14 protein-coding genes are annotated in these 12,556 nt (G+C 64.0%); 11 read left to right on the forward strand and 3 right to left on the reverse strand.

Annotated features, from left to right (window positions below; genetic code table 11):
* The first annotated feature begins 11 nt into the window (after positions 1 to 11).
* From FHS82_RS10255 to FHS82_RS10295, 9 genes are all read left to right on the forward strand, one after another.
* Entirely contained in the window at positions 12 to 1,373 is a 1,362-nt protein-coding gene (locus tag FHS82_RS10255; protein ID WP_166951992.1) for a pyruvate dehydrogenase complex dihydrolipoamide acetyltransferase, read from the forward strand.
* Positions 1,374 to 1,437: 64 nt separating this feature from the next.
* On the forward strand, positions 1,438 to 2,865 hold the full coding sequence (gene lpdA, locus FHS82_RS10260; RefSeq protein WP_166951995.1) for a dihydrolipoyl dehydrogenase: 1,428 nt from the start codon (positions 1,438 to 1,440) through the stop codon (positions 2,863 to 2,865).
* A gap of 111 nt (positions 2,866 to 2,976) precedes the next feature.
* The gene (locus FHS82_RS10265) at positions 2,977 to 3,231 is read left to right on the forward strand and encodes a GlsB/YeaQ/YmgE family stress response membrane protein (RefSeq protein ID WP_166951998.1); all 255 of its coding nucleotides are present in this window, start codon (positions 2,977 to 2,979) and stop codon (positions 3,229 to 3,231) included.
* A 157-nt stretch (positions 3,232 to 3,388) separates the two neighbouring features.
* On the forward strand, positions 3,389 to 4,405 hold the full coding sequence (lipA, locus tag FHS82_RS10270) for a lipoyl synthase (RefSeq protein WP_166952001.1): 1,017 nt from the start codon (positions 3,389 to 3,391) through the stop codon (positions 4,403 to 4,405).
* A 3-nt stretch (positions 4,406 to 4,408) separates the two neighbouring features.
* The gene (locus FHS82_RS10275; protein ID WP_166952003.1) at positions 4,409 to 4,882 is read left to right on the forward strand and encodes a type II toxin-antitoxin system RatA family toxin; all 474 of its coding nucleotides are present in this window, start codon (positions 4,409 to 4,411) and stop codon (positions 4,880 to 4,882) included.
* Between the two features lie 221 nt (positions 4,883 to 5,103).
* On the forward strand, positions 5,104 to 6,006 hold the full coding sequence (gene rarD, locus FHS82_RS10280) for an EamA family transporter RarD (RefSeq protein ID WP_166952006.1): 903 nt from the start codon (positions 5,104 to 5,106) through the stop codon (positions 6,004 to 6,006).
* 196 nt (positions 6,007 to 6,202) lie between these two features.
* On the forward strand, positions 6,203 to 6,670 hold the full coding sequence (locus FHS82_RS10285) for a type III secretion system chaperone (RefSeq protein ID WP_166952009.1): 468 nt from the start codon (positions 6,203 to 6,205) through the stop codon (positions 6,668 to 6,670).
* A gap of 89 nt (positions 6,671 to 6,759) precedes the next feature.
* Entirely contained in the window at positions 6,760 to 7,299 is a 540-nt protein-coding gene (locus FHS82_RS10290; protein ID WP_166952012.1) for a hypothetical protein, read from the forward strand.
* 397 nt (positions 7,300 to 7,696) lie between these two features.
* Positions 7,697 to 8,248, forward strand: coding sequence for a hypothetical protein (locus tag FHS82_RS10295; RefSeq protein WP_166952015.1), 552 nt, complete (start codon positions 7,697 to 7,699; stop codon positions 8,246 to 8,248).
* Between the two features lie 109 nt (positions 8,249 to 8,357).
* Here the strand turns inward: FHS82_RS10295 and eno are convergent, their stop codons facing one another.
* Positions 8,358 to 9,641 carry a phosphopyruvate hydratase gene (gene eno / locus FHS82_RS10300; protein WP_166952018.1) on the reverse strand — a complete coding sequence of 428 codons (1,284 nt, stop codon included), beginning with the start codon at positions 9,639 to 9,641 and terminating at the stop codon, positions 8,358 to 8,360.
* A 431-nt stretch (positions 9,642 to 10,072) separates the two neighbouring features.
* Here eno and FHS82_RS10305 point away from each other — a divergent pair, with 431 nt between their 5' ends.
* Positions 10,073 to 10,717 carry a transglutaminase-like cysteine peptidase gene (locus FHS82_RS10305; RefSeq protein WP_343042550.1) on the forward strand — a complete coding sequence of 215 codons (645 nt, stop codon included), beginning with the start codon at positions 10,073 to 10,075 and terminating at the stop codon, positions 10,715 to 10,717.
* Positions 10,718 to 10,827: 110 nt separating this feature from the next.
* Entirely contained in the window at positions 10,828 to 11,625 is a 798-nt protein-coding gene (locus tag FHS82_RS10310) for an SDR family NAD(P)-dependent oxidoreductase (RefSeq protein ID WP_166952021.1), read from the forward strand.
* 68 nt (positions 11,626 to 11,693) lie between these two features.
* Here FHS82_RS10310 and FHS82_RS10315 read toward each other — a convergent pair whose 3' ends face one another.
* Positions 11,694 to 12,110, reverse strand: coding sequence for a YeeE/YedE family protein (locus FHS82_RS10315; protein WP_166952024.1), 417 nt, complete (start codon positions 12,108 to 12,110; stop codon positions 11,694 to 11,696).
* Positions 12,111 to 12,114: 4 nt separating this feature from the next.
* Positions 12,115 to 12,540: a YeeE/YedE family protein gene (locus FHS82_RS10320; RefSeq protein ID WP_166952027.1), complete on the reverse strand. Its 426-nt coding sequence runs from the start codon at positions 12,538 to 12,540 to the stop codon at positions 12,115 to 12,117.
* Positions 12,541 to 12,556: the final 16 nt, after the last annotated feature.

Here is a 12,556-nt window from a genome sequence, read left to right on the forward strand (position 1 = left end):
GGGAGAGGTCAATGTCTGTCAAAATCCTGATGCCAGCCCTGTCCCCGACGATGGAAAAGGGCAATCTGGCCAAATGGCTGAAGAAAGAGGGCGACGCCATCAAGTCCGGTGACGTCATCGCCGAGATCGAAACCGACAAGGCCACCATGGAGGTCGAGGCGGTCGACGAAGGCGTGCTCGCCAAGATCGTCGTGCCGGAGGGCACCGCCGACGTGCCTGTCAACGATGTGATCGCCCTCATCGCCGAAGAGGGCGAGGACGTTGCCGCCGTTGCCGCTGCCGGTGCCGGGCAGGCCGCTCCGGCTCCGGCTCCGGCTCCGGCCCCCGCGCCGGCATCCCCGGCGGCGCCTGCGCCCGCATCGGCCCCGGCTGCTGCGGCTCCTGTGGCGCCCGCCCCGGCGGCGGCCGCTGCCGACCATGGCGAGCGCATCTTCTCCTCGCCCCTGGCGCGCCGGCTGGCGAAGGAGGCGGGCGTCGACCTCGCGGCAGTGACGGGCACCGGGCCGCACGGGCGCATCGTCGAGCGCGATGTGCAGGCCGCCATTGCCGGCGGCGCTACCAGAGCCGCTCCGCAGGCTGCCGCGGCGCCTGCCCCCGCGCCCGCGCCGCAGGCTGCGCCGAAGCCGGCGCCGGCCGGGGACGAGGCCGTGAAGAAGCTTTTCGCGCCGGGCTCCTACGAGGAAGTCCCGCACGACAACATGCGCAAGACGATCGCGCGCCGGCTCGTGGAATCGAAGCAGACGGTGCCGCATTTCTACCTCACCATCGACACGGAACTAGACGCGCTGCTGGCGCTGCGCGAGCAGGTGAACGCGGCGGCCCCGAGGGACAAGGACGGCAAGCCCGCCTACAAGGTCTCGGTGAACGATTTCGTCATCAAGGCGCTGGCGCTGGCGCTGAGGCAGGTGCCGGACGCCAACGTGAGCTGGACGGATTCCGCCATCCTGCGTCACAAGGTGGTGGATGTCGGCGTCGCGGTCGCCATTCCCGGCGGGCTGATCACGCCGGTGGTGCGCAACGCGGACATCAAGAGCATCTCGACCATCTCCAACGAGATGAAGGACTTTGCCGCGCGCGCCCGCAACCGCAAGCTGAAGCCGGAGGAATATCAGGGCGGCTCGTCGGCGGTCTCGAATCTGGGCATGTTCGGCATCAAGAACTTCTCCGCGATCATCAACCCGCCGCACGCCACCATTCTGGCGGTGGGCGCGGGCGAGAAGCGCGTGGTGGTGAAGGATGGCGCCCCCGCCGTCGCCACGGTGATGACGGTGACGCTCTCCACCGATCACCGCGCCGTCGACGGCGCGCTCGGCGCGGAACTGCTCGCTGCCTTCAGGCCGCTGATCGAGAACCCGCTGGGGCTGCTCGTCTGATCGCCCGAACCGTGATGGCCGGGCCTGCCCGGCCACTGTCCCTTCCGGATTTCATGAGGCTGTTATGGCCAGTGCATACGATATCATCGTTATCGGTTCAGGCCCCGGCGGCTATGTCACCGCCATCCGCGCGGCGCAGCTCGGCTTCAAGACCGCCGTCATCGAGCGCTCGTATCTCGGCGGCATCTGCCTGAACTGGGGCTGCATTCCGACCAAGGCGCTGCTGCGCTCGGCGGAAATCTATCATTACTTCCAGCACGCCAAGGACTACGGCCTCAGCGCCGATAACGTCGGCTTCGACGCGAAGGCCATCGTGGAACGCTCGCGCGGCGTCTCCAGGCAGCTCAACACCGGTGTCGGCTTCCTGCTCAAGAAGAACAAGGTCGACGTGATCTGGGGCGAGGCGACGCTCGACGCACCCGGTTCCGTCACGGTCTCGGCCGCGCCGGACGCGCCCCGGAACGATGCTCCAAAGGGCGCGCTGGGCAGCGGCACCTACAAGGCGCAGCACATCATCATCGCCACCGGCGCGCGTCCGCGCGTGCTGCCGGGGCTGGAGCCGGACAGGAAACTGGTCTGGACCTATTTCGAGGCCATGGTACCGCCCGCGATTCCGAAGTCCCTGCTGGTGGTCGGGTCGGGTGCGATCGGCATCGAGTTCGCTTCGTTCTACCGCACCATGGGCGCGGAAGTGACGGTGGTCGAGGTGCTGCCGCAGATCCTGCCGGTGGAGGATGCCGAGATTGCGGAACTCGCCCGCAAACGCTTCGAGAAGCAGGGCATCAGGGTGCTGACCGGCACCAAGGTCACGAAGCTCGACAAGGGCGCCGATAGCGTCACCGCGACGCTGGAGACGCCGAAGGGCAACGAGACCGTCACGGTGGAGCGCGTCATCTCGGCGGTCGGGGTCGTCGGCAATATCGAGAACCTCGGCCTCGAAAAGCTCGGCGTGAAGACGGATCGCGGCATCATCGTCACCGACGGGCTGGGGCGCACCAACGTGCCGGGCCTCTACGCCATCGGCGACGTCGCCGGCCCCCCAATGCTCGCCCACAAGGCGGAGCACGAGGGAACGCTGACGGTCGAGGCGATCAAGGGCCTGCCCGTGCATGCGCTCGACAAGGCGAAGATCCCCGGCTGCACCTACTGCAACCCGCAGATCGCCTCCGTGGGGCTGACGGAAGCGAAGGCGAAGGAAGCCGGCTACGACATCCGCGTCGGTCGCTTCCCCTTCATCGGCAACGGCAAGGCGATCGCGCTCGGCGAGCCGGAAGGGCTGGTGAAGACCATCTTCGACAGGAAGACCGGCCGCCTGCTCGGCGCGCACCTGATCGGCGCCGAAGTGACCGAACTGATCCAGGGCTTCGTCATCGCGCTCAACCTCGAAACCACCGAGGAAGAGCTGATGCATACGGTGTTCCCGCATCCCACGCTGTCGGAAACGATCCACGAAAGCGTGCTCGATGCCTACGGGCGCGCCATTCATATATGATGTTGATGCGCTGATGTCATTCTCCCCCGCTATTAAACAGGCGGATCGTGGAACGTATCGCAAAGCTTGGCGTTTATCCGTGGTCCGTCCGTTCAGCAAGGGGAGAAGCAAATGCAGGGCGTTGGTATCATCGGTGCGATCATTATCGGCCTGCTGGCCGGGTGGATCGCCCAGAACATCATGGGCCGCGAGGGCGGCGGGCTGGTCGCGAGCCTCGTGATCGGCCTGATCGGTGCCTTCATCGGCCCGATCGTGCTCGGCGTGCTCGGCATCTGGCAAGGATCGGGTTTTCTCCCGAGCCTCGTCGTGTCGACCATCGGCGCGGTCGTGCTGCTGTTCATCGTGCGCGTGCTCAGGCGCGCATGACGTGACGATACGCCCTGCCGGGGCTCTCTTGCATCCGGCGGGGCCACGGATTAGATGAATTGCGTTTCGAGACGGTTTGTGGCCTGATTGCAGGCCATTGGCATGCGGCGGGGCAAAGCTCTCGCCGTTTCTGATATGAGGCATGGAGTCTTCGGCTATGGCGGTCGTTCTGGATATTCTCAACCGCGATCCCCGCCGCAAGCTCGATGTCGACGCGCCTGCGCGCGAGCCCGCCAGTGCCCGCAAGCAGGAGGCGCGCCACCCCGAGAAGGCCCACCGGCCCGACCAGCCCGTCGCCCGCAAGCCGGACTGGATCAGGGTGAAGGCGCCGGGCTCACCGAAATGGGCCGAGACGAACCGCATCGTGCGGGACAACAAGCTCGTCACCGTCTGCGAGGAAGCCGGCTGCCCCAATATCGGCGAATGCTGGGAGAAGAAGCACGCCACCTTCATGATCATGGGCGACACGTGCACGCGCGCCTGTGCCTTCTGCAACGTGAAGACGGGCATGCCGCTGCCGCTCGACGCCAATGAGCCGGAGAGCGTGGCGAAGGCGGTCGAGAAGCTCGGCCTCACGCATGTCGTGATCACTTCCGTCGACCGCGACGACCTGCCCGACGGCGGGGCTCGACATTTCGCGGACGTCATCCACGCCATCCGCGCGCGCTCACCCGCGACCACGGTCGAGATCCTGACGCCGGACTTCCTGCGCAAGCCCGGCGCGCTTGAGGTGGTGGTGGCGGCGCGGCCCGACGTGTTCAACCACAATCTGGAAACCGTACCGTCGAAATACCTCAAGGTGCGGCCCGGCGCGCGCTACTTCCACTCCATCCGCCTGCTGCAGCGCGTGAAGGAGCTTGATCCGACGATCTTCACCAAGTCCGGCATCATGGTGGGGCTCGGGGAGGAGCGTAACGAGGTGCTGCAGCTGATGGACGACCTGCGGTCCGCGGAAGTGGATTTCATGACCATCGGCCAGTATCTGCAGCCCACGCGCAAGCACCACCCGGTGATCCGCTTCGTAACGCCCGACGAGTTCAAGGCGTTCGAGACCACGGCCTACGCCAAGGGCTTCCTGATGGTATCGTCGAGCCCGCTCACGCGATCGTCGCATCACGCGGGCGAGGATTTCGCGCGCCTCAAGACGGCGCGCGCGGCGCAGCTGGGCCACTGAGCGATGCCCGCGTTCCGTAACGAGCGCAGGGTGGGCCACGCCCCCGCCGCCATGTTCGACCTGGTGGCGGATGTCGAGCGCTATCCCTCCTTCGTGCCGCTGTGCGAGCGCCTTGTCGTACGCCAGCGCATCAACAGCGGCGAGGGCATCGAGACGCTGGTGGCCGACATGGACATTGGCTACAAGTCGATCCGCGAGAGCTTCACCACCCGCGTGACGCTGGACCGGCCGCGGCTGCGCATCATCGTCGAGTATATCGACGGGCCATTCCGCTTTCTGGAGAACCGCTGGACGTTCCGCGCGGCCGACGAGGCGGACGCCTGTATCGTCGATTTTTTCATCTCCTACGAGTTCAAGAGCCGGACACTCGGAATACTGATGGGCGCTGTGTTCGACAAGGCGTTCAAGAAGTTTTCCGATGCCTTCGCTGCCCGCGCGGACGCGATCTACGGCGGCGTCGGCCTCGCGGGCGCGTGAGGCGCCGACAAACGACAAGCCAGCGTCGACGCCGCGAAACGCATGGCTGCCGTGCTTCTTCCCGAGGTTGCTCACAACGCCCGAACCGGCAAACTGCGCACGGCGTTTTCGGACGGCGAGCCTTGGCTTTCCCACCCCGGAAACGGCTGGAGTAACTGGCGAAAGCGATTTGAGCGGTCCGGCGGCAAGTCACCCCGCTCCCGCAGCCGCAGGGAGGAAAAATGAGCCAGTCGTCGATTGCCGCGCGTCCGTCGCCCGAGGTCTTACAAGGTTTCGTTTGCACGTTGCTTGCCTATGTGATGTGGGGACTGCAGCCGCTTTACATGAAGCTGATGACGCATATTCCGGTGTTCGAGATCATCGCCCACCGCATCATCTGGTCAGTACCTGTCGCCGGGTTGCTGCTGCTTCTGACGGATCGCTCCGGCGCGATGCGGCAGGCGCTCGCCAATCCACGGATCGTGGGCATGGCGTGCATGACCGCCAGCCTGATCGCCGCCAACTGGACCATCTATATCTGGGCGATTACCGAGAACCGCGCGCTCGACGCCGCGCTCGGCTATTATATCAATCCACTGATGAATGTGCTGATCGGCGTCGTGTTCCTCAAGGAACGCCTGAGCCGGCCGCAGGTCCTGGCCATGGCGCTGGCGACGGCGGCCGTGCTGCTGCTGACGGTCAAGGCCGGCGGCTTGCCGTGGGTGTCGCTGGTGCTGGCGCTGTCCTTCGCCGTCTACGGCTATTGCCGCAAGACGATGCCGGTCGGGGCACTGCAGGGGTTCATGCTGGAAGTGCTGCTGCTGTCCGTCCCGGCGCTCGGCTATCTGATGTGGTCGACGGGCGGCGGCGTTCCTTTCGGCGACGGCAGCGGCTTCGACATCTTTCTGCTGCTGCTGGCGGGACCGATAACGGCGGCGCCCCTCATCATGTTTTCCGCGGGCGCGCGGCGGCTGCGGCTCTCGACCATCGGCATCATGCAATATGTGGGGCCGACGCTGATCTTCATCGTGGCCGTATTCGGCTTCAGGGAGCCATTCTCAACGGTGCAGGCCGTGGCCTTCGGCCTGATCTGGGTGGGACTGATCATCTTCGGCTGGGCAAGCATCGCGGCGGCCCGCCGGTAGGCCCCCTTCGCCTGACAAGGCCGCGGACCTGACACGACGGGCGCTGCGGCCCCGCCCATTTGCCGGCGCATCTGATTTTCCCGAACCGAAGGTCCTGCGGGCCGGCGGGCGCCTCGGCGTATTGACAAAATTATTTTTTTCCATATTTTCTGATGCCATAGAAATCATGAAGTAATTTTTATCTTTGTGAGGCATCATGGCAATCATCGCCGATCCTTCTTTGCTTATCAATTCTTTCCTAGTTAAAGTTGGTCTTCCTGAAAAGAATTTCGATGACAACGACGCAATGGCGTTGACCGTCGACAATACACTGATCGGCATACACAAGAACGACGAACAGCGACTTCTGTTGATTTCGTCGGTCATCGCCAGAATCCCGCTGGACGGGGAAGCCGCGCTCTATACCACCCTGCTGGTGAACAATTTCGCCACCACTGTGCTGGGAGCGGGTTCCGTGGGGCTCGATCCCCGGAGTGAGATGCTCGTCTACGCCAATGCCATCAGCCTCGTGGGCCTCGATCAGGAGGCGTTCGAGAAATTTCTGGAGAGATCCGTCAACATCATTGAAGACTGGCACGGGCTGGTGCGAAAAGTGAATCCGCCGACGCCTTCGGGTGCTGCGGCGGCTTCGAATGAGGGCGATGTTTCAATTATATCCGTCTGACTCTGCGGAACGATTTTTAGTACAGAGACTTCGGCATTTGCAATAATATACAGTATGGATTTTACATTCATATATTCAGGAGAAATACTATGTATGATATTTCGGCACTCCCCAGGCAAGACATTCCATTGGCCCAGCCAATGTCCGTGCAGAAATCGGGCATTGCGGACACCGACAAGAGCATCTCCAGGACGTCGAACGGCAATATCGAGACCGGAGGAGGCAAGCCGAAACTGGAACAGCGCAGCTGGGCGCACGAGCTGATGCGCGAGATAGCCGTTGGCATCGCCCGGATAGCCGGTACGTTCAGTCCTTTGCTGGCTCTTGCAGGCGCCATCAGTTTCGTTATCTTCCCGCCTGCAGCCATCCCTTTGCTGATTGCGGCCGGCGGCCTGTTACTGGGCGGCCTTGCGGTCGGCGGTGTTACAGACATCATCGAGTGTATAGTAGAGCGGCGCGAGGAATCGCCGTCGGACGAGAACAGCGCCCTTGAGGCCCAGGCGCGTGCCGACTATGCCCGCAAGGTGGGCTACCTGGATTTGTCGCCAGACAAACTGGTCTCGGCGACACAAGCTGGCGACAGCGAAACGCCGGACGGCTTCATCGTCATCGGGGAGGATTATAACTAGCATAAATTATATTTTTATTTAGTAATTTTAGTTTTTGCATCCCTTATGTTGAGGTTCTGCTTATTGAAAAAATCATTATATTTGAACAGAAGCGGCCTGAACGAAAGGACGCGCCCCCTGTCGGCAGGCGCAAAACAGAGTACAGCGACGCCGCTCATACATTCGCTGTCCGTTGATCCTGATTCACGCGCAGGTTGTTACCATCGCCTTGCCTGTCGGCGAACTGCTTCACCGGCATTATCCCTAGAGCGCGTTCCGATCAGAATTCGCTCAAAGTAAGAATCGAGAATCTGTCCTGTTTCAACGTAAACGGGACAGATTCTAGGAGCATTCACAGGGGGGCGCCCGGTCTGCAGCGGAACGTATTCATTAAAGCCATCTACGAAGGAGAAATATTATGCCTGATATCGCGCCAGCGTCCAACATCCGAACGACACCTTTGCTCCAGCCGATGTCCCTACAGAAATCGGGCATTGCAGACGCCGACAAAGGCATCTCCAGAACAGCGAAAGGTAATATCGAGACCGGGGGAGGCAAGCCGACACTGGAGCAGCGCGGCTGGGCTCACCAGCTGATGCACGAGATAGGCAACTTCATCGCCCGGATAACCGGTACGCTCACTCCCTTGTTGGCTCTTGCAGGCCTTGTCAGCTTCGCTCTCTTCCCGCCCGCGGCCATCCCTTTGTTGGTTGCAGCCGGCGGCCTGTTACTGGGCGGCCTTGCGATCGGCGGCGTTACAGACATCATCAAGCACGCCGTGGAGCGGCGCGAGGAACGGGCATCGGACGAGAACAACGCTCTGGAGACCCAGGCCCGCACAGACTATACTCGCAGGGCGGCCTTCCAGGATTCTTCACCTGACAAGCTCACGTCTCCTGCGTTGAATGTGCGCACTGATGACAGGGACTTTTCGGACCACATCATCCTCATCGGGGAGGACGACAATTGACGGAAGCAACCTGAGCGGCGGCTATCCGGCCGTTCGACAGGTGCGAGACAGGGTGCAGCAGCCCGCCGGCAGCGGCGGGCTGCATCGTTGGCAACCCGCCGCCCCTGCTTCACACGCCGGATTTCAGCGCCGCCTTGCCCGCGTACTGTGCGTAAGGGCCAAGCTCTTCCTCGATGCGGATGAGCTGGTTGTACTTGGCGATACGGTCGGAACGGCTCAGCGAACCGGTCTTGATCTGGCCGGCATTGGTCGCGACGGCGAGGTCAGCGATGGTGGCATCCTCCGTCTCGCCAGAGCGGTGCGAGATCACCGAGCGGTAGCCGTTGCGGTGCGCGAGGTCGACAGTAGCGAGCGTTTCCGTCAGCGAGCCGATCTGGTTGACCTTGACCAGCACCGCGTTGCCGACACCCTTGTCGATGCCCTGCTGCAGGCGGGTGACGTTGGTGACGAAGAGGTCATCGCCGACGAGCTGCACCCGGTCGCCGATGCGGTCGGTGAGCAGTTTCCAGCCCTCCCAGTCGTCTTCAGCAATGCCGTCTTCTATGGTGACGATGGGATACTGGCCGACGAGCTTCTCCAGATAGTCGACCTGCTCAATGGCGGAGCGCGTCTTGCCCTCGCCGGCGTAGACGTAGGAACCGTCCTTGAAGAACTCGGTCGCGGCCACGTCGAGCCCCAGCACCACGTCGTCGCCGGGCTTGTAGCCCGCCGTCTCGACGGCCTTGACGATGAAGTCGAGCGCCTCTTCCGCCGACTGCAGGTTGGGCGCGAAGCCGCCTTCATCACCCACGCCGGTGTTGTGGCCGGCGGCGTGCAGAGCCTTCTTCAGCGTGTGGAAAATCTCCGAACCGACACGCACCGCTTCCCGGATCGAACCCGCGCCGACCGGCAGGATCATGAACTCCTGGAAGTCGATCGGGTTGTCAGCGTGGGCGCCACCGTTAACGATGTTCATCATCGGCACCGGCAGCACGCGGGCGGAGGTGCCGCCGACGTAACGATAGAGCGTGAGGCCCGAAGCCTCCGCCGCCGCCTTCGCCACCGCGAGCGACACGCCGAGGATGGCATTGGCGCCAAGGCGGGACTTGTTGGGCGTGCCGTCGAGCGCGATCAGCGTCTCGTCGATCTTCACCTGCTCTTCCGCCTCGAAACCGCCGATGGCCTCGAAAATCTCGTGGTTGACGGCCTCGACCGCCTTCTTCACGCCCTTGCCGCCGTAGCGGCCCGTGTCGCCATCACGCAGTTCGACGGCCTCGTGCGCGCCCGTCGACGCGCCGGACGGCACGGCGGCGCGGCCCATGGAGCCGTCCTCCAGCACGACATCCACCTCGACGGTCGGGTTTCCGCGGCTGTCCAGAATTTCACGCGCAATGATATCAACGATGGCAGTCATCTAGGGCTCCTTCACCTGCGTTCGGCGGCGGTATTCGGCTGCTGAAGCCCGGGCGGCGGGCCGCGCCGCGTCCGGAACTTCCGACATGGCGGCTTGTACGCCAAAACGCAGCCGCTGGAAACGGCCTCCGGCCACGCTTATCGTCGAGATGGTTGACATCTCCGGCCTGCCGCTGGCGTGCCGGCAGGCGGGGAACGCCCCGGCGCGCGGATGCAGGGGCATCAACCTTTCGTTAAGGTTAATGCGGAGCGTCTGCCCGCCGATCGCCTCAACACGCTGACGAATAAGGCAATATTGCGTCAATCCGCAGCTGTCCGCACCCGATGCGCCGGCTTTGCCGCCGGACGAAGAGGGTTAACGCGCGTTAACCTGTCTTGCCTCGGCGGCGACAATGATCAAAGCTAACGGAACGTTAATGATGAGGTTTCATCGTGTTCCGTGTCATCCTCCGCGCTGCGGCCGCCGCCCTCTGTCTCGCGCTTGTCCTGCCGTTCGCCGCCGGCGACGCAGAGGCGAAGACGCGCCTGCCGGCGACGCCCGTCTCACAGGAGGCGTGGCAGACGGAAACGGGCCTCACCTCCCACCCCATCGGCTGGGAGGAATTCTGCCGCAAGAACGCCGCCGCCTGCCGCGTGCGTGACGACCGCCCCGGCAGCGTGGCGCTGGACGCCCGCATCTGGGCGCTGATCCTCAAGATCAACATCGACGTCAATGCCGCCGTCTCGCCCCTGTCCGACGAAGACCACTGGGGCGTGGCGGAATCGTGGGACCTGCCCGACGACGGCTACGGCGACTGCGAGGATTACGTCCTGATGAAGCGCAAGCTCCTGCACGATGCGGGCCTGCCGCTCGCCGCCCTCATGATCACCGTGGTGCGGGACCTTGAGAACGCCGGCCACGCCGTGCTGACCGTGCGCACCGATCGCGGCGATTTCGTGCTCGACAACAAGCGCAACCGCATCCTGAACTGGGCGGACACCGGCTATCGCTTCGTGAAGCGGCAGGCGAACCTCAACCCCACGCGCTGGGTTTCGCTGGGCACCACGCCGCCCACCTTCGCAACCGCCGCGCAGTGACGGCCGCGCCGGCCTTTTGACGGGCGTCATTGCCGGATGATGCCCCCGGCCCTAGCCTGACCCGATCCTGCTACCCGCGCCCGAGGGCGCACGATCGGAGGTTCACGGCCATGTCCGTCAATGCCACGCAAGCCGCAGATGCCCGCGTCGCCGGGAAGGTTGCCATCGTCACCGGCGCGGGGGCCGGCATCGGGCGCGAGACCGCGCTCGTGCTGGCGCGCCATGGCGCAAATGTCGCCATTTTCGACCTGACGGAAGCCGATGGGCAGGAAACCGTGCGCCTGATCGAGGCGGAGGGCAACGTCGCCCGCTTCTGGAAAGTCAACGTCGCCGTCGAAAGCGAGGTCAAAGCGGCGACGGACGCTGTCGTCACTGCCTTCGGCAAGCTCGACATTCTCGTCAACAACGCCGGCGTCACGGGCGTGGACAAGCCCACCCACGAGATCACCGAGGCGGAGTGGGACGCGGTATTCGCCGTCGACGTGAAGGGCGTGTTCTTTTCCACCAAACACGCCGTTCCGCATCTGCAGAAGAACGGCGGCGGCGCCATCGTCAACCTGTCGTCGATCTACGGCCTCATCGGCTCGCACGAGCTGACGCCCTACCATGCCGCCAAGGGCGCGGTCACGCTGATGTCGAAACAGGACGCCGTCGTCTACGGCCGCGACAACATCCGCGTCAATTCGGTGCACCCGGGCACCATCCTGACGCCACTCGTGAAGGAACTCGGCAGCCGCGGCGAGGGCGGGCTCGAAGCCTATCTCAAGCTGATGGGCGCCAAGCATCCCATCGGCCATCTGGGCGAGCCCATCGACGTCGCCAATGCAATCCTGTTCCTCGTCTCCGACGAGGCCCGCTTCATCACCGGCGCGGCGCTGACAGTCGACGGCGGTTATACGGCCGTGTAAGGCTCAGATTAACAGTTTGCACTCAATTCGATGGATCGACTTGAGTGCAAACTGCCTCAATGGCAGGGTCACGCAAGCTTTTGCGCGAACCTGCGCGCCGCCCACATGCCGAGCAGCATGGCGGGAACGAAGACGAGCGTGCCCGGCTGCGCCAGGCCGATCGCCACGAAGGCGGGGCCGGGGCAGAAGCCGCCGAGTCCCCAGCCGATGCCGAACAGCGCCGCCCCCGTCACCAGCTGGCGGTCGACATCCTTTTTCGCCGGCAGGTGAAACGCAGCGTCGAACAACGGCCGATCACGCCGGAAGGCAAGGCGATAGCCGACGAAAGTCACGACGACCGCGCCACCCATGACAAAGGCGAGCGAGGGGTCCCACGTTCCCGCGAGATCGAGAAAGTTCAGCACCTTGGCCGGGTTGCCCATGCCGGAGATCACGAGGCCGACGCCGAACAGCAGACCGAGCAGCAGGTTGATGACAACGGACATCCCGTTACCCCCCGATGACGTGGCGCACGATGAACACGGTGACGAAGGCCGTCGCCATGAAGGTGAGGGTTGCGACGAACGAGCGCACGGACAGGCGCGACAGGCCGCAGACGCCGTGCCCGGAGGTGCAGCCACCGCCAAGCACCGCGCCAAAGCCGACGAGAAACCCCGCCGCGATCATGAGCGGAATATTCGACGACACCGTCTGCAACACGGGCTCGCCGGTCACAGCCTCCACCGCGAAAGGCGCGGCGACGAGCCCCACAATGAAGGCGAGGCGCGCCGCGAAGCGCTCATCGATGGGAGGCAGCAGCCGGCTGGCGATGCCGCTGATGCCAGCGATGCGCCCTTCGAGCGCCATCAACAACACAGCCGAAAGCCCGATCAGCGCGCCGCCGATCAGGGAGGCCAGTGGTGTAAACTCTGTCATGACCCGCTCCTTCGCT

Source organism: Pseudochelatococcus lubricantis (assembly GCF_011762225.1).
GTDB classification, from domain to species: Bacteria; Pseudomonadota; Alphaproteobacteria; order Rhizobiales; family Beijerinckiaceae; genus Pseudochelatococcus; species Pseudochelatococcus lubricantis.

Excerpts from the sequence above, each read along its gene's own strand:
- FHS82_RS10265 (WP_166951998.1), top strand. The coding sequence starts at position 2,977 with ATGCAGGGCGTTGGTATCATCGGTGCGATCATTATCGGCCTGCTGGCC.
- FHS82_RS10290 (WP_166952012.1), top strand. The coding sequence starts at position 6,760 with ATGTATGATATTTCGGCACTCCCCAGGCAAGACATTCCATTGGCCCAG.
- FHS82_RS10275 (WP_166952003.1), top strand. The coding sequence starts at position 4,409 with ATGCCCGCGTTCCGTAACGAGCGCAGGGTGGGCCACGCCCCCGCCGCC.
- FHS82_RS10315 (WP_166952024.1), bottom strand. The coding sequence starts at position 12,110 with ATGTCCGTTGTCATCAACCTGCTGCTCGGTCTGCTGTTCGGCGTCGGC.
- FHS82_RS10285 (WP_166952009.1), top strand. The coding sequence starts at position 6,203 with ATGGCAATCATCGCCGATCCTTCTTTGCTTATCAATTCTTTCCTAGTT.
- FHS82_RS10310 (WP_166952021.1), top strand. The coding sequence starts at position 10,828 with ATGTCCGTCAATGCCACGCAAGCCGCAGATGCCCGCGTCGCCGGGAAG.
- lpdA (WP_166951995.1), top strand. The coding sequence starts at position 1,438 with ATGGCCAGTGCATACGATATCATCGTTATCGGTTCAGGCCCCGGCGGC.
- eno (WP_166952018.1), bottom strand. The coding sequence starts at position 9,641 with ATGACTGCCATCGTTGATATCATTGCGCGTGAAATTCTGGACAGCCGC.
- rarD (WP_166952006.1), top strand. The coding sequence starts at position 5,104 with ATGAGCCAGTCGTCGATTGCCGCGCGTCCGTCGCCCGAGGTCTTACAA.
- FHS82_RS10255 (WP_166951992.1), top strand. The coding sequence starts at position 12 with ATGTCTGTCAAAATCCTGATGCCAGCCCTGTCCCCGACGATGGAAAAG.
- FHS82_RS10295 (WP_166952015.1), top strand. The coding sequence starts at position 7,697 with ATGCCTGATATCGCGCCAGCGTCCAACATCCGAACGACACCTTTGCTC.
- FHS82_RS10320 (WP_166952027.1), bottom strand. The coding sequence starts at position 12,540 with ATGACAGAGTTTACACCACTGGCCTCCCTGATCGGCGGCGCGCTGATC.
- lipA (WP_166952001.1), top strand. The coding sequence starts at position 3,389 with ATGGCGGTCGTTCTGGATATTCTCAACCGCGATCCCCGCCGCAAGCTC.